The organism is Achromobacter deleyi, assembly GCF_016127315.1.
Taxonomy (GTDB): domain Bacteria; phylum Pseudomonadota; class Gammaproteobacteria; order Burkholderiales; family Burkholderiaceae_B; genus Achromobacter; species Achromobacter insuavis_A.
Genome location: NZ_CP065997.1, coordinates 154,134 through 173,058, shown reverse-complemented (window position 1 = coordinate 173,058; position 18,925 = coordinate 154,134). Strand labels below are relative to the sequence as shown.

Below are 18,925 nucleotides of genomic sequence, written 5' to 3'. Positions count from 1 at the left end.
GGGCGCAAGTGCGACATGATTCGCTGGCGCGCGGCCGTCCGGGCCCTGAAAAAAGCCGCCGCCCGCCCGGAGAAGGCGATATTTCAGTCTATAGTCGCTGGGCGAAACCCGTTGCCGCCGCGGCTTGTTCCACAACGCCCGCGCAACGCGTAGACTGCCCGCCCGACGGCTCCCCGGGCCCGGCGCCTGCGCGGCCTGCATGGCCGCCCATCGTGCGCCGCCGGGGCCGGCGGGCGATGAACCGAACGGAGAGAGAGCGATGGATAAGCGACAAGACCTGGAACCCCCGGCCATCCAGGAGGGCGCGGCGCATGCCGGCGCGACCGCCGGTCCGGCGCCGGAGGCGCCCGACGCCATCGCCATCGCCATCGCCATCGACATCGAAGCCGACCCGACCCTGGGCTACGCCTCCATCCAGAACGCGGTGCCGATCGTGCGGTCGTTGCGGCTGACCAACCGCTCGTCGCGCACGTTCGAGAACGTCGAGGTCCACATCCGCTGCAATCCGGCCTTCGCGCAGGGCGTCCGGTTGCGGTTCGACGCGTTGGTGCCGGGCGAGATCCGCCGGATCGCGCCGCTGGACCTGACCCCCGACCATGCCTATCTGGCCGAGCTGCAGGAATCGCAGCGCGCCACGATCGACGTGACGGCGCTGGCCGCCGGCCAGGAAGCGGGACGCGCCTCGCGGCCCGTGTCGGTGCTGGCCTACGACCAGTGGGCCGGCACGCGCGCGCTGCCGGAATTGCTGGCCGCTTTCTCGATGCCCAACAATCCCGCCGTGGACGCGCTGATCGGCAAGGCGGCCCGGCTGCTGCGCGGCCAGCACAGCGACCTGACGATGAACGGCTACCAGTCCAAGAGCCGCGACGCGGTCTGGAAGCAGGTATCGGCCATTTACAGCACGCTGGCGGCCGAAACGCTGCACTACGCCGAGCCGCCCGCCTCGTTCGGCGTGGACGGCCAGAAGATCCGCACGCCCGATCGCATCCTGGACGCCCGCGTGGCGACCTGCCTCGATCTCGCCATGCTGTTCTCTTCGTGCCTGGAGCAGGCCGGGTTGCGCCCCGTGATCCTGATGAAGGAGGGCCATGCATGGGTCGGGGTATGGCTGCATTCGGCCTGTTTCGCGGATCCGCTGACCGATGACGTGCAGGCCGTGCGCAAGCGCGTGGACAGTGGCGAGTTCCTGGCGTTTGAAACCACCGGCATTGCCCAGCATCCGAATTTCCGTCCGTCGCTGCGGCTGGCACTGGAGCAGGGCGCGGCGCACCTGCGCGAAGAGGGATCGTTCCGTTATGCCATCGACGTGCACCGCGCGCGCGAATTGCAGATCAAGCCCTTGCCCTCGCGCGCCGTCGGCATGGCGCCCGCAGAGGCCGACGCCACCGAAGCGCCGGCCGCGATCGAGCCGACGCCCGCGCTGCCGCCGCTGGATCCCGAGTTCGTCATCAGCCTGGAACCGGCCGACGATACCCCCGAAGGCCGGCTGGCCAAATGGAAGTCGCGCCTGCTGGACCTGACGCTGCGCAACCGCCTGCTGAATTTCAAGAACACCAAATCGACGTTGCCGCTGGTGGTGCCGGACCTGGGCCGGCTGGAAGACGCGATTGCCGACGGCAGCGAGTTCCGCGTCCGCCCCTTGCCGGCGGCGCTGATGGAAGGCAGCGACCCGCGCGTGGCGCAGGTGCATGTCGACCGGGGCGGCCGCGCGCCGTTGGACGACATGGCGCTGGAAGCGCTGGCCAACCAGGAACTGATCGCCCGCGTGCCGCAGGAGGCGCTGGACGCGAACCTGCTGGCGATCTTCGGCGCCGCGCGCACCGGCCTGGAGGAGGGCGGCGCCAACACGCTGTACCTGGCCATGGGCATGCTGCGCTGGACCGAGCACCCCACCGCCGAAAGCGCGCACCTGGCGCCGCTGATCCTGATGCCCGTATCGCTGCAGCGCCAATCCGTGCGCAGCGGCTTCCGGCTGGTGCGTCACGACGACGAAACCATCATCAATCCGACCTTGCTGCAGATGCTGCGCAACAACTACGAGTTGCGCATTCCCGGCCTGGACGTGCTGCCCACCGACGACAAGGGCGTGGACGTGGCGCGGGTGTTGCAGGCGTTCCGCCTGGCGGTGCGCGAGATCCCCGGTTGGGAAGTGCTGGAGCAGGTGCACCTGGGCATCTTCTCGTTCACCAAATACCTGATGTGGAAGGACCTGCAGGACCGCACCGGCCAGCTCAAGGCCAACCGCGTCGTGCAGCACCTGATCGACCATCCGGGCCAGGCCTTCGCGCAAGCGCCCTGGGATCCCCGCTTCGATCGGTTGGACGAGCACTACCGGCCGGAGGACCTGCTGACGCCGCTGTTGTCCGATTCGTCGCAATTGAAGGCGATCTGCGCCGTCGATGCGGGCCGCGACCTGGTGCTGGAAGGGCCGCCGGGCACCGGCAAGAGCCAGACCATCACCAACCTGATCGCGCATCTGCTGGCGCGCGGCAAGACGGTGCTGTTCGTCTCGGAGAAAATGGCCGCGCTGGAGGTGGTGCATCGCCGCCTGGCCAGCATCGGCCTGGGGCCGTTCTGCCTGGAACTGCATTCCTCCAAGGCGCGTAAATCCGAGGTGTTGCAACAGCTGGGCAAGGCGCTGGAGCTCGGCAGCCAGCGCACCGGCGAGGAATGGAACCGCGAGGCCGAGCGGCTGGGCGTGCTGCGCCAGGAATTGAACGGACTGGTCGAAGCCCTGCACCAGCGGCATGACAATGGCCTGACGGTCTATGACGCCATCGGCACCAGCATCCAGCATGCCGGCCAGGAGCCGTCGCCCATGTTCTGGCCCGATGCCCAGGCCCATGGCGAAAAGGCACTGGCGCAACTGCGCGAGACGGCGCGGCGCATGTCGACGCTGTCCGCCGAACTTGGCAGGTTGCACGGCCACCCGCTGGCGCACATCGGCATGACCGAATGGAGCCCGAGCTGGCAGGACGCGCTGCTGGCGGCGGCGCAGGCGCTGGACCAGGCGGTGGACGTCTTCAAGCAATGCGCCGGCGCGGCGGGCGAGGGGCTGGGCCTGCCGGTCGACGGGCTGAGCCTGCCGGCGTATGCCCGGCTGGACGCGCTGCTCGACGTGTTGCTGGCGGCGCCGCAGGTGCCGGCGGGTCTGGCCGCGCAGGCGCACGATCCGGCCGCGCGGCAACAGGTGCAGGCCATGGCGCGCCATGGCCTGGCGCGCAACGCGCACTGGGCCGATGTCGGCCCGTCCTGGCAGGCGCGGCTGGCGGACCTGGACGCGACGGCGTTGACGGTCGAGTGGCAGGCCGCCTGCGCCACCTGGTGGCCCAAGGCCGTCTTCGCCAAGCGCGGCCTGCGCAAGCGGCTGGCCGCATTCCGCGTCGATGGCGCGCGTCCAGGCGAGGCGGCCGTTGCCGCCATGCTGGCGCCGCTGGCGCGGGTCAACGCCGAGGACCGCGAGCTGGCTGCCTTGAAGGCCGACGCCCAGCGTTTGCTGTTGAACGATTATGCCGGCCTGGATACCGACTGGGATCAGGTCGGGCGCCATGAAGAATGGGCCGGGCGTTTCGCCGAGGCAGTCACGCTGATGGCCGGCGACCCCGCCGCGGCGATCGCGCTGCGCACGCACTTGCAACCGCTGGTGGCCGAGAATCGCGCCTTCCTGTCGCCTGGCGCCACGTTGGGCAAGCGCTTGCTGGAGACGCGCGATGCCTGGCGAGCGCTGCGCGACCGGCTTGCCGCCGTCGACGCGCAGGCCCGGCCCACCGCGCCGTTGCATGGCCAGGACGACGAGGCCGGCGCGCTGGCGCGCATCCAGGGGGTGCTGGCCGAGTGGCGCGGCCACAAGCAGAGCCTGATGCCGTGGTGCGTCTGGCGCCAGGCGCGCGAGCAGGCCATTGGCATGCAGTTACAGGGGCTGGTGGCCTCGCTGGAACAAGGCCGTGTGCCGCTGGCCCAGGTCGAGGCCCATTTCGATTTCAGTTATCGCAACTGGTGGGTCAAGAAGGTCATCGACCGTTCGCCGTTGCTGCGATCATTCTCCAGCGCCGACCATGAGCGCAAGATCCGCGAGTTCCGCCAGGCCGATGACCGCTTCCAGCAACTGACTTCGGCCTATATCGGCGCGTTGTTGGCGGGCAAGGTGCCGGCCAGCAACGCCATCCTGGTCAGCCCCGACAGCGAACTGGGCCTGCTGCGCCGTGAATTGCAGAAGAAGACCCGCCACGTGCCGGTGCGCCAGCTGATGCAGCGCCTGCCCTCGCTGCTGCCCAAGCTCAAGCCATGCCTGCTGATGTCGCCGTTGTCGGTCGCGCAATACCTGGACGCGGGCCATTCGCAGTTCGACGTGGTGGTGTTCGACGAAGCCTCGCAGATTCCGGTATGGGATTCGGTCGGCGCCATCGCCCGTGGGCAGCAACTGGTGGTGGTGGGCGACACCAGGCAGTTGCCGCCCACCAGCTTTTTCAGCAAGTCCGCCAACGACGATGACGGCGCCGGCGACGACGGCCAGGTCGAAGACCTGGAGAGCATCCTGGACGAATGCCTGGGCGCCGACATGAACCGCCTGCGCCTGCAATGGCACTACCGCAGCCGGCATGAAAGCCTGATCACGTTCAGCAACGTGACCTACTACGATTCGCAGCTCATCACCTTCCCGTCGCCGGTCACCGATGACGTCGCGGTGCGGCTGGAGCGCGTGGCGGGCGTCTACGACCGCGGCGGCAGCCGCAGCAATCGCGCCGAGGCCGACGCCATCGTCAGGGGCATCGAGCAGCATTACCTGGATCCTGCGCGCCGCCGCCAGAGCCTGGGCGTGGTGACGTTCAATCAGCCGCAGCAGTCGCTCATCGAGACGCTGCTGGATGCGCGGCGCCGGGCCAACGCCGATCTGGACAAGGCCATTTCGGCGCAGTCGCGCGAGCCGCTGTTCATCAAGAACCTGGAGAACGTGCAGGGCGACGAGCGCGACGTGATCTATTTCTCGATTACCTACGGGCCGGACGCCGCCGGCAAGATGACGATGAACTTCGGTCCGCTCAACGGCGAAGGCGGGCACCGCCGGCTCAACGTGGCGATCTCGCGGGCCCGCGAGGGCGTGGTGATCTACAGCACCCTGGCGCCGGAGCAGATCGACCTGTCGCGCGTGCGCGCCGCCGGCGTCCGCGATCTGAAGCATTACCTGGAATTCGCCCTGAAGGGGCCGCGCGCGCTGGTCGAGCAGTCGCTGCCGACCGGGCGTGAGCCCGACAGTCCGTTCGAGACGCAGGTCATCAAGGTGCTGCGCGAAAGGGGCTGGGTGGTGCATCCGCAGGTCGGCTGCTCGGGCTACCGCATCGACATGGGCGTGGTCGATCCGCGCGCGCCGGGCCGATACCTGCTGGGCATCGAATGCGACGGCCGCGCCTATCACTCCGGCGCGACGGCGCGCGACCGCGACCGCCTGCGCCAGGTGGTGCTGGAAGGCCTGGGATGGCGCCTGCACCGGATCTGGTCGACCGATTGGTGGATCAACCCCGAGCGCGAAGTCGAAAAGCTGCTGGTCCGCCTGGAGGCGGAACTGGCGCGGGAGGAGGACACCCCGGCGGCGCAGCCGGCTGCCGAGGACGCCTCCGCGCACGCCGAGGATGAGGTCACCTTCACGATCGTCACGCAAGAGGGGGAGCCGGCGACTGACGCGGCCGCCGGCGTCGCGGCGGGCCTGGCGGATGGTTTCTCCACGTACCGGGTCGCCGACCTGCCGCGCGGCGATGCCGCGGCGTTCCACGACCGCGCCAGCAATGCGCCGCTGGCCGAGGCGCTGCGGCAGGTGATCGAGACCGAAGGCCCGCTGCCCGAGACGGTATTGCACCGCCGCGTGGCGCGCGCCTGGGGGTTGGAGCGTACCGGCGTGCGCATTGTCGAACGATTGCGCATGCTGGCGCCCGCCGGCTCGGGCCGCACGCAGGAAGACGAGGTCACGTTCTATTGGCCGGCTGGCGTGCGCCCGGCGGCCTGGACCGGGTTCCGCGGCGCGGCCGAAGACGAGGCCACCCGCCGCCGGCTGGACGATGTCTGCCTGGAAGAACTGGCCAATGGCATCCTGCAGGTGCTGGCCATGACCGGTAGCGCGCCCCGGGCGGACGTGATCAAGTCGGTATGCCGCATGCTCGGGCTGTCGCGCACGCTGGCGGATGCCGAGGCGCGGCTGGGATTGGCGGTGGCGGCTCTGCTGGCGCAAGGCCGGGTGCAAGAAGACGCGGGCCTGTTGCGCGCGGCGTGAGGCCGGCCCGGCGCGCGTGAGTGTCAGACTGTAATCGGGCTGCGGCCGTGATCCGCGCGTGGCGCGTGCCGCGATTCGGGCGGCGTCCCTGCGGCATGAGGGGCCTGGGCGCCATTGCCGATGTCAGCCTGCGTTCAGCCGCGTGGCAAGATTTGGATACGTCCCAGGGCGCGATCCGCCTTTTTCGTCCATGGCGCGGACGTAAAATCCGGGTTTTCATCAGTGCCACACGGCTGATAGGAACCCACCATGAAAAAAACAATTCTCCTGGCGTCCGTCTGCGCCGCGCTGCTGCAGGCTTGCGCGCCGGTTTCCTCTCCTGGCGAAGGATCATCCACCATGTCCACCACCGCGTCGTCGTCCCGGTCCGCCCTGAGCCTGCCGGCCTATTACTGGCGCCTGGCGGCGGCCACCGATGCCTCGGGCAAGGCCATTCCCGCGCTGCAGAGGGGCATCGAGCAACCGCTGCGCCTGTCGTTCTCGGCTGACGGCATGAATATCCGTGGCGGCTGCAACACGCAGTTCGGCGGCTACACCTACAAGGACGGCGTGCTGCGCGTCGCCAACCTCGCCTCGACGATGAAGGCGTGCGAGCCCGGCTTGATGAAACTGGACGCCGAGATCGGCCAGCGCCTGAAGGGCGACCTGCGCGCCACGCTCAGCGGCGAGTCCACCGAACCGGCCCTGGAACTGGTGGCGCAGGATGGCAGCGTGCTGAAGTTCGTTGGCGAGCCGACGCCGGAAACCCTGTATGGCAGCGCCGGCGAAACCATGTTCCTGGAAGTGGCGCCCAAGCGCGCCGATTGCAGCCACCCCATGATTCCGCGCTACCAGTGCCTGATGGTGCGCGAGCGCCGCTACAACGACGCCGGCGTGCAATTGCCGCCGCAGGAGGATTGGCATCCGCTGTACCAGTCGATCGAAGGCTACGATCATCGCGACGGCGTGCGTACCGTGCTGCGTGTGAAGCGCTACGACTGGAAGAACCCGCCCGCCGATGCGCCGTCGAAGGTGTACGTGCTGGACCTGGTGGTCGAGCAGGACGCCTCGGGCAAGAAGAAGTAGGGCGGTCGCGCCCCGGGCGGGCGCGACGCGTCATGCGGCCGGCGGGTTCTCCGCCGGGCCGTTCCCGTCCCCCGGCTCCGCCCGGCAGAACGTGATCTGGAAACTCCCCGGCAGTTCGAAGGCGACGTGGTGCCGCACTTGCGGCGCGATCAACACGCGCTGTCCGGCGGCCAGCACCACCTCGGTGTGCGGTGGATCGTCCAGTGCGTAGCGCAGCACGCCGCTGTGCACGGTCAACAATCCCCAGGTTCCCGCCTTGGTCGTATGTGCGGCGCGCAGCGCGGCCGGCAGGTTGTCGGGCGTGAACATCGGGCTGTCCCGGTAGGGCCGCACGCCCGCGGGCAGGGTGTCCGGCAGGCTGGGCGCGGTCTGCCGGTGCTGCCAGACATGCCACAGCTTGGCGGCGATGCGTTCGGCCATGGCGTCGGCCTGCGCCTGCAATGCCGGCGGCCCGAGTTCCGCGGTGACCTGATGGAACAGCGCCAGCCAGTGCTGGAACAACGGCCATGACAGATCAGGGATACGCGCGTGCGCCGGAATCGGCGCGCCCTTGAAGCGGCGCGTGCCAAGCAGCAGCGCGGACCAGAAGTCGCACAGCATGGCCAGGTGGGCATCCCAGTCGGTCACGCGCGCCTCGAAGATCGGGCCGAGCGTGGCGTCCTGGCGCACGCGGGCGTAGAACCGGTGCACCAGGCGATGGATGTCGTGCTCGCTGATCGGGGCGTCGGGCAGGTCGGGGGGGTGGGGGGCATGACGGAGGGGAGGAAAAGGATCCATCCCATTGTCCCCGCGACGGAGGGCCGCGCCGATGACGAATGTCATTGGCGGCCGCCGCATCGTGGCCCGAGCGCCGTTATGGGCGTGATGGGCCGGCCCGTCAGAACGGCCGTTTTGCCGTCGTCGCCAGTTTTTCCAGGTAGGCCGGCGTGTGCAGTACCCATTCGCGGCGCTTGCCGCTGACGTGGCCCTGCGTCTGCCAATCGTTCAACAACCGGCTCAGGGTTTCGGCGCGGATGCCCAGATGCGCGGCCAGCTGGCGCTGGTTCAGCGGCAGCGTCACCACGTCGCCCTGGCGTTCGCGCAGCCCCATCAGGTAGTTGGCCAGTCGTTCCGGCGCCGAGCTGGACGTCATCCAGTCGACCTTGTTGACCTGGTCATACAGGTTCTTGCTCAGTCCCGCCAGCAACGCCAGCGCCAGGTCGGGCCATTGGCGGCAGGCCTCATGCAGCCGGCGCCGGCACAGCCGCCACCCCTGGAAGGCGGTGCGCGCCCGCGCCTGCATCGGATAACGGCCGTGCGGCATGAACATGGCGGCATGGGCGATCAGCGTGCCCGGCTCGAACACGCGAAAGACACGTTCGTCGCCGTTGAAGCCATAGCGCATGACCTCGGCCTGGCCCTGGCCGACCAGCAGGTAGTGGCGCGCGACGTCGCCTTCGCCGAACAGGGTCTGCCCGGCCTCGGCGCGCAGCGGCACGGCGTCGCCCACCAGGTACGCCGCGACTTCGGCGGCGGCCAGCGGCGGCAGGCCGCGTAGCAGCGCATGGCGGGCGAGCAGGTCCGCCGCGACCGGATCGGGCAGATTGATATTTGTCATTCTGGGTCTTTCCGCGTGAATGGGAAAATTTTAAACGATAACAATTCCCATTTGAAATTCCATGAAGAATCCCCCGACGCGCCGCCGATTCTGCGCCGCGATGACCGCGGCGGCGCTGCTGCCAGGCTGGGGCGTGGCCCGTGCCCGCCCTCGCGCCACGCTGACACTGGCCGGGCCTGGCGCCGTGGTCAGCTACCCATTGATGCACATGGCCGCGACCGGCGCCCTGGCCGGGCAGGCGGACAGCGTGCGCTTCCGCCTGTGGCAAAGCGCCGACCAGTTGCGCGCGCTGCTGGTGAACGGCGATGTCGACTTCAGCGCCACGCCCAGCACGCTGCCGGCGTTGCTGCGCAACCGCGGCTTGCCGGTGCGGCTGTTGAATATCTCGGTCTGGGGCATCCTCTGGCTGGTCAGCCGCGATCCGGCCATCCAGTCGTTCGAGGACCTGGCCGGCCGCGAGCTGGCGGTGCCGTTCCAGCGCGACCTGCCGGCGGTGCTGCTGGACACGCTGCTCGAGGCCCAGGCCGCGCGCGGCCTGGCGCCCGTCAAGCTGCGCCGCACACGCGACGGCCAGGACGCGATCGCGCTGATGCTCGACGGCCAGGCGGAACACGCGCTGCTGGTGGAACCCATGGCGTCGCTGCTGCTGTGGCGGGCACGGCAGCAGGCCGGCGCGCCCGCGCTGCATCGCGGCCCCAGCCTGGAGCAGGCCTGGCGCGCCGCGTTTCCCGCCCAGCCCTCCCTGCCGCAGGCGGGCATCATGGCCGCTGTCGGCGTGGCCGACGACGCGGCGCTGTGCCAGGCGGTGGACAGCGCCTACGCCGCCTCGGCGCGCTGGTGCATGGATCACCCCGCCGAATGCGCGGCGCTGGTGCGGGAGCATCTGCCGCACATGCCGCAGGCCGCGCTCGAAGCCGCCATCCGCCAGACGCGCCTGCAGAGCCGCAGCGCGCGTGAAGCGCGGCCCGACCTCGAAGCCCTGTACCAGTTGCTGGCCAACCGCTATCCCCAAGCCATCGGCGGCGGCCTGCCGCCCGCCGGCTTCTACGGACCATGAGCGGCCCATCCTCTGCGCGCCTGGGCGCGCCTGTCCTGCGCACCTCGCGCGCCTGGAGCGTGGCCGGCGTGCTGCTGCTGTTGCTGGCTTGGCACCTGGCCGCCCGCCAGCTTGGGCCGCTGCTCATGGCGACGCCTTGGGACGCGCTGCGCGCCATCGGTCCGCTGGTGAGCAGTCCGCAGTTCTTCGCCAATGCCGGCGTCAGCCTGATGCGCATCGGCGTGGGCGTGCTGGCCGGCGCGTCGCTGGGCTTCGCGCTGGGCATGCTGGCCGGCCACAGCGCCCGCTTGCGTGGCCTGATCGAGCCGTTGCGCTGGCTGCTGATGGCGATGCCGCCGGTGGTCGTGGTGGTGCTGGCGATGCTGTGGTTCGGCCTGGGCTCGTCGATGGTGATCTTCATCACCACGCTGATGATGGCGCCCGGCATGTACGTCAACACCGTCAAGGGCATGCTGCACGTGGACCGCAAGCTGATCGAGATGACGCAGGTCTACCGCTATGGCCCGTGGCTGCGCCTGCGGCACCTGTACCTGCCCGCGCTCAGCGCGCCGTTGCTGGCGGCCCTGCTGATCGCCGCCTGCGGCGGCGTGCGGCTGGTGGTCATGGCCGAAGTGCTGGGCGCCGAGAACGGCGTGGGCTATGCGCTGGCCAATGCCCGCAGCACCTTCGACACGGCCGAGCTGTACGCCTGGGTGCTGTTGATCCTGGGCCTGGTGGCCTTGCTGGAATTCGTGTTCCTGCAACCCCTGCAGCGGCGCCTGGGGCGCTGGATGGAGCCGAGCCATGCTTGAGTTGCGCGGCCTGTCCCTGCGCTACGGCGCGCAATCCGTGCTGCGCGATGTCGACCTGCGCCTGCGGCCGGGCGAGCGGCTGGGGCTGATCGGCCCCAGCGGCGCCGGCAAGAGCAGCCTGTTGCGCCTGGCCGCCGGCCTGGCGCGGCCCAGCGCCGGCCTCTTGCGCAACGATTTCCGTCACGCCGTGCTGATGTTCCAGGAGCCGCGGCTGCTGCCTTGGCGCCATGCGCTGGACAACGTGGCGTTGCCGCTGCGCGCGGCCGGCCACGCGCCTGCCAGGGCGCGGGCGCGGGCGGCGCAATGGCTGGGCCGGGTGGGCCTGGATGCGGCGATGCAGTCGTGGCCCGGCGAGCTGTCGGGCGGCATGGCGCAGCGCGTGGCCCTGGCCCGCGCCCTGGCGCCGGGACCCGACCTGTTGATGCTGGACGAACCCTTCAGCGCGCTCGATCCGGCGCTGCGCCGGCAACTGGCCGCTTGCTGCCGCGAGGAATTGGCGCGCAGCGGTGCGGCGCTGCTGTGCATCAGCCACGATCCCGAGGAACTGCTGGGCCTGGTCGACCGCTGCGTGCTGGTGCGGCAGGGACAGGTCATCCCGATCGAACCGGATGCCAGCGGCGCCTTGTCCGCCGCTCGCCTGCGCGCGCTGCTGCTGGAGGCCGGCGCCGCACCCTGACACGGATGTTCCCAAGGTTTCCCGCCTTTTCCCCCGTTCGCCGGCCTTGCCATGAACGTTTTCTTTCCTTGCCACGTGGAAGTATTCGCATGACGTCCCCCCTCCTGCGCCAGTTGGCGTCCAGCCTTACCCTGGGTGTGCTCGGCCTGTCCGCGGCCCATGCCCAATCGCTGCCTCCCGCCACGGCCGACCGGGCCGTGCCCTCGCTGTCGCCGGTGGTCGTGTCCGGCGAGTCCGCCACGCGCGGGCTCGATCCCGGTCCCCAGCGGGTCCAGGCCGAACAGCAGGCCGTGCCGGGCGGCACCAACCTGATCCTGCCGCAACAGGAGGTGCGCCTGGTCACGCTGCGCGACGCGCTCGACTACCAGCCGGGCGTGGTGGTGCAGGAATTCTTTGGCGGACTGGACCAGCCGCGGCTGAATATCCGCGGTTCCGGCATCCAGAGCAATCCGCTCAGCCGCGGCATCCTGTTGATGCAGGACGGCCTGCCGCTGAACGATGCCGACGGCTCCTTCGTCATCAGCCTGCTCGAACCCCGCAATGCAGGCCTGGTCGCCGTGCGGCGCGGCGCCAACGCGCTGTCTCCCGGGGCCACGACGCTGGGCGGCGAGGTCGACTTCCAGTCGCTCACGGGCACCCAGAGCGACCTGGTCCGGCTCGGCACGGGCAGCTTCGGCACGCGTTCGGTCACGCTGTCCAAGGGCTTCGAGGACGAGCGCCTGGATGGCCGCTTCAGCTTTGGCTACGACAAGTCGGATGGCTACCGCCATCACTCGGCGTCCGAGCGCTCCAGCTTCCAGGGCAACCTGGGCTTTCGTCGCGGGACCTTCGAGAACCGCACCTATCTGTCATACACCGACCTCAAGTTCGACATTCCCCAGCCGGTGCCCAAGGCCCGCATGTACGCGGATCCGCGCGGCGTGCTGGGCGACGGCAATTCGCCGCAGGACCTGGCCAACAACGTCTACAACCGTGATCCGCACCGCGACACCAGCCAGTTCCGCATCGCCAACCGCAGTTATTGGGGCAGCGATGACCTGAACCAGACCGCCGGCCTCTATTGGCAGCGCACCAACGACGACTTCACCAACCCGCAGGTCGCCAATGTCACCGACGGCGATACCTACGGCCTGGCGTGGCAACTGGCCGGCAAGGCCGGCAGCGTCGACTACCGCGTGGCGCTGGACTGGCAACGCAGCAACATGGACCGCGACCTCTACGCCATCCGTCCAGCCGATGGCCGCCGCCTGCAACGCTTCGGCAACTATGCCTTGACGGCCGAGAACCGCAGCGCGCTGGTCGGCCTGGATTGGCATCTCACCGGGCAGCTCAGCCTGGTCGGCGACCTGAAGTACACCCAGGCCGTGCGCGATGCGCGCGAGCGCGGCAGCGGCAAGACCCTGGACCAGGACTGGAACTACGCCACCCCGCGCCTGGGCATCGTCTGGCAGCCGGCGCAGACGCAGCGCTGGTACGCCAACGTCAGCCGCAGCAACGAGGCGCCGACCTTCTGGGAGATTGTCAACGGCGAGGTGCCCGCGCCCATGAACCCGGCCACCGCCGTAACCTCGATGAGCAAGCTCGACCTGCAACGCGCATTGACCTATGAGATCGGCGGCGACGGCACTTTCGATGTGGCCGGCCGCGACCTGCGCTGGGCCGTGTCGATCTATCGCAGCCGGGTGGAGGATGAACTCATGTCCGTCACCAATGCCAACGGCACGCCGGCCGGCACCTACAACTACCGCGGCCGCACCCGCCACCAGGGCATCGAGGCCGGCTTGTCAGGCAGCCTGCCGGCGCCGGGCGACGGCCTGCTGGACTACCGCGTTGCCTACACCTTCAGCGATTTCCGCTTCCGCGAGGGCGAGTTCCAGGGCAATCGCATCGCCGGCGTGCCGCGCCATCTGCTGAGCGCCGAGTTGATGTACCGCAAAGGCGGTTGGCGAGTGGGGCCCAACCTGCGCTGGCTGATGAGCGACACTGAGACCAACCACGCCAACGCGCCGGGCACGCAGCAAAATGCCTACGCGCTGCTGGGTTTCAAGATCGCCTACGAACACGATGCGCATTGGAGCGCCTACGCACAGGCCGACAACCTGACCGACAAGACCTACGCCAGCAGCTACGCCATCCGCAACAGCGCGACGGCGGCCATGCCGATTTTCCTGCCGGGCAACGGCCGGGCGTTCAGCGCGGGCGTGACCTACCGGTTCTGATGACTTATCCGGGCACCGCCATGAACACCTATCCCCTGCTGTTGATCCTGCACCTGCTGGCCGCCTTCGTCTTCGTCGGCACGGTGACCTTCGAGGTGCTGTTCCTGGAGCCGGTGCACCGGCGCCTGCCGCCCGAGGTGCGCAAGGCGCTTGGCGCGCAGCTCGGCCCGCGCGTGCGCGGGACGGTGCCGTGGGCGGTGCTGGTGCTGTATCTGGCCGGCCTGGGCCTGGCGTGGCAATACCGCGGCGTGCTGGCGCATCCGGCCGGCTCGCCGCTGGGCATCCTGCTGTCGGTCAAGATCGCGCTGGCCGTGAGCGTGGCGCTCCATGTCGTCTCGGCGCTGGTGCTGGCCCGCAAGCGGCGGCTGGCGCCGGCGTTGCAGCGGCGCATACATATCAGTGTCTTCTGTCACATGGTCGGCATCGTGGTGCTGGCCAAGGCGATGTTCTATGTGACGTGGTGAGGGGAGGGCGACGCCGTCGACGCCCAGGAAGAGGCCTGGCGGGTGCGGCGCGGATACCACGGTGGTGGCCGGATTTCCCCACGCAAGGGCGCAGTATTGTAAATTGTAGTCATTCTCATCTCTGCCCGCGCGACCCCCATGGCTGCCTCCGACCCCTCTCCGCAGCATCCCTTGCATGCGCTTTACCAGGATCACCAGGGGTGGCTGCAAGGCTGGCTGCGCAAGAAACTGGGGTGCGCGCTGGATGCCGCCGATCTGGTGCACGACACCTACCTGCGGGTACTGAGCCAGCGCGAGCCCGGCGAGATCCGCGAGCCCCGTCCCTATCTGGCCACCATCGCCCATGGGCTGATGGTGAATCACCTGCGGCGCAAGGACCTGGAGCGCGCCTACCTGGAAACGCTGGCGCAATTGCCTGAACCCTTGGCGCCGTCTCCCGAGGCGCGCGCGCTGGCGCTGGAGGCCCTGGTCGAGATCGACACCATGCTCGATGGCTTGCCGGTGGCGGCGCGGCGCGCGTTCCTGCTGTGCCAGCTCGAGGGCATGACGCATGCCGAGATCGCCAGCACGCTGCGGGTCTCCGTGGGGTCGGTGCGGCTGTATATCGCGCGCGCGTTGCGCCAGTGCCTGGAACTGGCGCCGTGAGCGCCGGCGGGGCGGGGGGCATCGATCCGCGCGCGCTGGACGGCGCGGTGGAGTGGTTCCTGCGGCTGACCTCGGGCACCGCCAGCGCGGCCGACCACGAGGCCTGGCAGGCCTGGCGGCGGGCCGATCCCGAACACGAACGCGCCTGGCTGCGCACTGAAGCCCTGACCCGACGCTTCGAGGCGCTGCCCAAGGGGGTGTTGCCGGTGCTGGAGCGGCCGCGCTCGGCGAGCCGCCGGCGCGCGCTGGGCAAGCTGGCGCTGCTGGCCAGCGCCGGGGGCGCGGGCTGGCTGGCCTGCCGCGACGAGGCCTGGCGCGGCTGGGTGGCGCAATACCGCACGCCGTCCGGCGCGCGCCGCGAAGTGGTGCTGGCCGATCACAGCCGCGTGGTGCTCAATGCCGCCACCGCGATGGACGTGTTGTTCGACGCCCATCAGCGCCTGATCGCGCTGCATGCCGGCGAGATCCTGGTCGAGACCGCGCCCGATCCCGAGCGGATCGTGCGGCCCTTCATCGTGCGCACCCGCGAAGGCAGCATCACTGCGCTGGGCACGCGTTTCGTGGTGCGGCGCGACGATGGCGTGTCGACCGTGCAGGTGCTGGAAGGCGCGGTCCGGGTGCTGCCGAGCGGGGCGGCGGCCGATGGCGCGCGTCAGGTGCCGGCCGGGATGCGCCTGAGTTTCGGCGCCGGCATCGGCGCCGGCCTCGAACCGGTGTCCGGCGACCCGTCGGCCTGGCAGCGCGGCATGCTGCAGGTGGACGGCATGCCGCTGCGGACTTTCCTGGCGGAATTGCAGCGCTATCGTAGCGGCTGGATCGACTGCGCGCCGGAAGTGGCGCACCTGCCGATCTCCGGCGCCTTTCCGCTGGACGACCCCGACCGTGTCCTGGCCACGGTGGCCGACACGCTGCCGCTGCGCCTGCGTTACCGCACGCGCTACTGGGTATCGGTGCTGCCGCGCGGCGCCAGTGGAACGAATTTGTAACGCGATTAGCACTTTTCGCGTCTCGACTGGCTACGAGGGTAAGACCCACCGTGAGGAGTTACCCCGTCATGCCCCCGCGTTTCCCCCGCCTGCGCGCAAGCGCATCCCGCCGCGTCCTGCGCGGCGCCCGCCTGTTCGCGTTGCCGGTGGCCGCCCTGGCCGCGCCCCTGCAGGCGCAGACCTCCGCCGTGGCCATCGCGCCCGGCCCGCTCAGCGCCGCGTTGTCGGCCTATGCCGCGCGCGCCGGCGTGTTGCTGTCGTTCGATCCGGCGCTGACGCGGGACCTGACCACCCAGGGCCTGAGCGGCAGCTACGGGTTTGAAGAGGGCTTGCGCCAGCTGCTCCAGGGCAGCGGCCTGGAACCCGTGCGGCGCGCGGATGGCGGCTACACGCTGCGGCGCATGCCGGCGGCGGACGTGACCGCGCTGCCGGCCGTCACAGTGACCGGCAGCCGCGATGGCGACGCGCCGAGCGAAGGCACGGGCTCGTACACCACCCGCGTGGCCACCTCCGCCACGCGCATGGACCTGTCCCTGCGCGAAACCCCGCAATCGGTCAGCGTCGTCACGCGCCAGCAGATGGACGACCAGAATCTCGTGACGCTTGACGACGTGCTGCGGCAGACGCCCGGCGTGGTCGCCGACAAGCTCGACGAGCGCGTCACCTTCACTTCGCGTGGCTTTGCGTTGAGCACGATGATCGACGGCGTGCCGACGTTCGCGTTCAAGACCCCGGCGGCCGAGATCGGCATGATCAACACCGTGATCTACGATCGCATCGAGGTGGTGCGCGGCGCGGCCGGGCTGCTCAACGGCGTGGGCGAGCCGGGCGGCTCGGTCAACCTGGTGCGCAAGCGGCCCACCGCCGACTTCGCCGGCCATGCCACCGCGGGCGTGGGGCGCTGGAACAACTACAACCTGGAACTGGACGTCGGCGGTCCGTTGAACACCAGCGGCAGCCTGCGCGGGCGCGTCATCGGCTCGCGCACCGCGGGCGACAGTTTCATCGACGACAAGAAGCGTTCCGACGATGTCTTCTACGGCATCCTGGAAGCGGATATCACGTCCAACACCACGCTGAGCCTGGGCTTCGAACACCAGAAGACCGCCATCGACGGCGCCAACTTCGGCCAGGCGCCGCTGTTCTACAGCGACGGCAGCCGCACCCATTTCTCGCGCTCGTTCAACCCTGGCACGCCGTGGAGCCAGTGGGACATGTACAGCGACAAGATCTTCGTCACGCTGGACCACCGTTTCGCCAACGGCTGGCGCGTCAAGATGGATGCCAGCCGGCTCAAGAACGAACGCAAGGCCCTCTGGGGCTACCTGTTCGAGTATTTCCCGGTCGAGCAGAATGGCGATTCGACCATCGAGATCCGCCAGAACCCGGCCACCTCCACCAACAAGTCGTTCGACCTGTACGCCACCGGCCCGTTCCAGGCCTTTGGCATGGAGCACCAGGCGGCGCTGGGCGTCAGCGTCAATGACTACACCAGCGAGCTGAACCTGAATTCGGCCAATCCGAACGGCTGGGACCGGCGTCCGCTGAATTTCTACCAGCTGCAGAATTTCCCGAAGCCAAGCCGCTACTACACGTACTTCAATACTTTCCTGGACGCCAAGGAAACCGCCGTCTACGGTTCCACCCGCCTGAAACTGGCCGAGCCGGTGTCGCTGGTGCTGGGCGGGCGCGCCACCTGGTACGAGGAAAAGTCCTCGTCCTACAACGGCCCCGCCAATCTCTGGACCACCAACCCCACCGCCAAGGTCAACGGCGAATTCACGCCGTATGCCGGCACGGTGGTGGACCTGAACGACAATTTCTCGGCCTATGCGAGCTACACCCGCATCTTCATTCCGCGATCGGAACGCGATTCGTCGAACGCGCTGTTGGCGCCGCAGACCGGCAAGAACTACGAGCTGGGCCTGAAGGGCGAACACCTGGACGGCAAGCTCAACACCAGCTTCGCCCTCTTTCGCACGCAGGAAGCGAACGTGCCGGTCGAGGACCCCAGCGCGCCGCCGCTGCCCGATGGCAGCACGCCGTACCGGTCGGTGGCCGGCGCGCGCAGCAAGGGCTTCGAGGTGACGGTGGCGGGCGAGGTGGCGCGCGGCCTGCAGGTGATGGGCGGCTATACCTACTTCGCCAAGCGCGACAACGAGGGCGCCTTGCTGTTGCCCAATTATCCGGAGCGCCTGTTCCGGCTGGCGGCCAGCTATCGGCTGCCGGGGGCGTGGAACAAGCTGACGGTCGGCGGCAGCGTCAATTACCAGAGCGGCATCTACTACGACGAGTCCAGCGGCCTGGGCCGTGCGTCGCAAGGCGGCGTGACGCTGCTGGGCTTGATGGCGCGGTATGAGTTCAGCAAGCAGGTGACGGCGTCGATCAATATCGACAACCTGACCGACAAACGCTACTACAGCGGGCTGGGGGGCTACAACGGCTACAACTATGGGACGCCGCGCAACGTCTGGATGAAGGTCAGCTACAAGTTCTAGGTGGCTCGGCCAGGGGCCGGCCGCAAGGGTGTGGCCGGCCCCGCGCAGTGAGGACGGGAAAGAGGGGATTTAACGCCTCCATCAATAATGATTACAATTCCCATTCCCGAAATCCTCAAAACGCATTCGTCACGGCCATGTCGTCCACGGAATCCCTGGAGCACCGCGAGCTCGGCAGGCTGTATCGCGACCACCACGGCTGGCTGCGAGGCTGGCTGCTGCGGCGCCTGAACGTGCCGGCCGAGGCGGCCGACCTGGCCCAGGACACGTTCCTGCGGCTGCTGGCGTCGCCCGCTTCCATGGCGCAACTTCAGGGCGTGCGGCAGCCGCGCAGCTTCCTGGCGACGGTGGCGCAGCGCACGCTGGTCGACCACATCCGCCGCCAGGTGCTGGAACGCGCCTGGCTCGAGACCCTGGCGCAGCAGCCCGAGGCCAGCGCCATTTCGCCCGAGACGCAGGCCATCCTGCTCGAGACCATCCGCGAGATCGACGCCATGCTGCATGGCCTGGGCGACAAGGTGCGGCGCGCTTTCCTGATGTCCCAGCTGGAAGGGGCCAGCTACGCCGAGATCGCCGCCCGCCTGGGCGTGACGGTCAGTTCCGTCAAGAAGTACATGGCGCGCGCCACCGAGCATTGCCTGGTGTACGCGCTGGCCAGGCAGTAG

13 protein-coding genes are annotated in these 18,925 nt (G+C 69.2%); 11 read left to right on the top strand and 2 right to left on the bottom strand.

Features of this window, described 5'->3' with window-relative positions:
• Nucleotides 1-259 precede the first annotated feature (259 nt).
• Together I6I07_RS00650 and I6I07_RS00645 are read left to right on the top strand one after the other, a co-directional pair.
• Nucleotides 260-6,262 carry a DUF3320 domain-containing protein gene (locus tag I6I07_RS00650; protein ID WP_198485349.1) on the top strand — a complete coding sequence of 2,001 codons (6,003 nt, stop codon included), beginning with the start codon at nt 260-262 and terminating at the stop codon, nt 6,260-6,262.
• Nucleotides 6,263-6,511: 249 nt separating this feature from the next.
• Nucleotides 6,512-7,327 carry an META and DUF4377 domain-containing protein gene (locus I6I07_RS00645; protein WP_198485348.1) on the top strand — a complete coding sequence of 272 codons (816 nt, stop codon included), beginning with the start codon at nt 6,512-6,514 and terminating at the stop codon, nt 7,325-7,327.
• A 30-nt stretch (nt 7,328-7,357) separates the two neighbouring features.
• Here I6I07_RS00645 and I6I07_RS00640 read toward each other — a convergent pair whose 3' ends face one another.
• Together I6I07_RS00640 and I6I07_RS00635 are read right to left on the bottom strand one after the other, a co-directional pair.
• Complete coding sequence (locus tag I6I07_RS00640) at nt 7,358-8,104, bottom strand: DUF1971 domain-containing protein (RefSeq protein ID WP_198485347.1); 747 nt, start codon at nt 8,102-8,104, stop codon at nt 7,358-7,360.
• A gap of 100 nt (nt 8,105-8,204) precedes the next feature.
• The gene (locus I6I07_RS00635) at nt 8,205-8,924 is read right to left on the bottom strand and encodes a Crp/Fnr family transcriptional regulator (protein WP_198485346.1); all 720 of its coding nucleotides are present in this window, start codon (nt 8,922-8,924) and stop codon (nt 8,205-8,207) included.
• A gap of 61 nt (nt 8,925-8,985) precedes the next feature.
• Here I6I07_RS00635 and I6I07_RS00630 point away from each other — a divergent pair, with 61 nt between their 5' ends.
• The 9 genes from I6I07_RS00630 to I6I07_RS00590 all read left to right on the top strand — a co-directional run bounded on the left by I6I07_RS00630 (nt 8,986) and on the right by I6I07_RS00590 (nt 18,925).
• The gene (locus I6I07_RS00630) at nt 8,986-9,981 is read left to right on the top strand and encodes an ABC transporter substrate-binding protein (RefSeq protein WP_198485345.1); all 996 of its coding nucleotides are present in this window, start codon (nt 8,986-8,988) and stop codon (nt 9,979-9,981) included.
• The gene (locus tag I6I07_RS00625) at nt 9,978-10,772 is read left to right on the top strand and encodes an ABC transporter permease (RefSeq protein ID WP_198485344.1); all 795 of its coding nucleotides are present in this window, start codon (nt 9,978-9,980) and stop codon (nt 10,770-10,772) included. The genes I6I07_RS00630 and I6I07_RS00625 overlap by 4 nt, the downstream gene beginning before the upstream one ends.
• A complete protein-coding gene (locus I6I07_RS00620; protein ID WP_198485343.1) occupies nt 10,765-11,448 on the top strand; it encodes an ABC transporter ATP-binding protein in 684 nt (227 codons plus the stop codon). Before I6I07_RS00625 ends, I6I07_RS00620 begins: the two co-directional genes overlap by 8 nt.
• A gap of 89 nt (nt 11,449-11,537) precedes the next feature.
• Nucleotides 11,538-13,667 (top strand): TonB-dependent receptor family protein, encoded by a 2,130-nt coding sequence (locus I6I07_RS00615; protein ID WP_198485342.1) that lies wholly within the window; start codon nt 11,538-11,540, stop codon nt 13,665-13,667.
• 20 nt (nt 13,668-13,687) lie between these two features.
• A complete protein-coding gene (locus I6I07_RS00610; protein ID WP_198485341.1) occupies nt 13,688-14,131 on the top strand; it encodes a CopD family copper resistance protein in 444 nt (147 codons plus the stop codon).
• Nucleotides 14,132-14,269: 138 nt separating this feature from the next.
• Entirely contained in the window at nt 14,270-14,776 is a 507-nt protein-coding gene (locus I6I07_RS00605) for a sigma-70 family RNA polymerase sigma factor (RefSeq protein ID WP_198485340.1), read from the top strand.
• Nucleotides 14,773-15,762 (top strand): FecR domain-containing protein, encoded by a 990-nt coding sequence (locus tag I6I07_RS00600; RefSeq protein WP_198485339.1) that lies wholly within the window; start codon nt 14,773-14,775, stop codon nt 15,760-15,762. The genes I6I07_RS00605 and I6I07_RS00600 overlap by 4 nt, the downstream gene beginning before the upstream one ends.
• A gap of 68 nt (nt 15,763-15,830) precedes the next feature.
• A complete protein-coding gene (locus I6I07_RS00595) occupies nt 15,831-18,260 on the top strand; it encodes a TonB-dependent siderophore receptor (RefSeq protein WP_198485338.1) in 2,430 nt (809 codons plus the stop codon).
• A gap of 137 nt (nt 18,261-18,397) precedes the next feature.
• The gene (locus I6I07_RS00590; protein ID WP_061072238.1) at nt 18,398-18,925 is read left to right on the top strand and encodes a sigma-70 family RNA polymerase sigma factor; all 528 of its coding nucleotides are present in this window, start codon (nt 18,398-18,400) and stop codon (nt 18,923-18,925) included.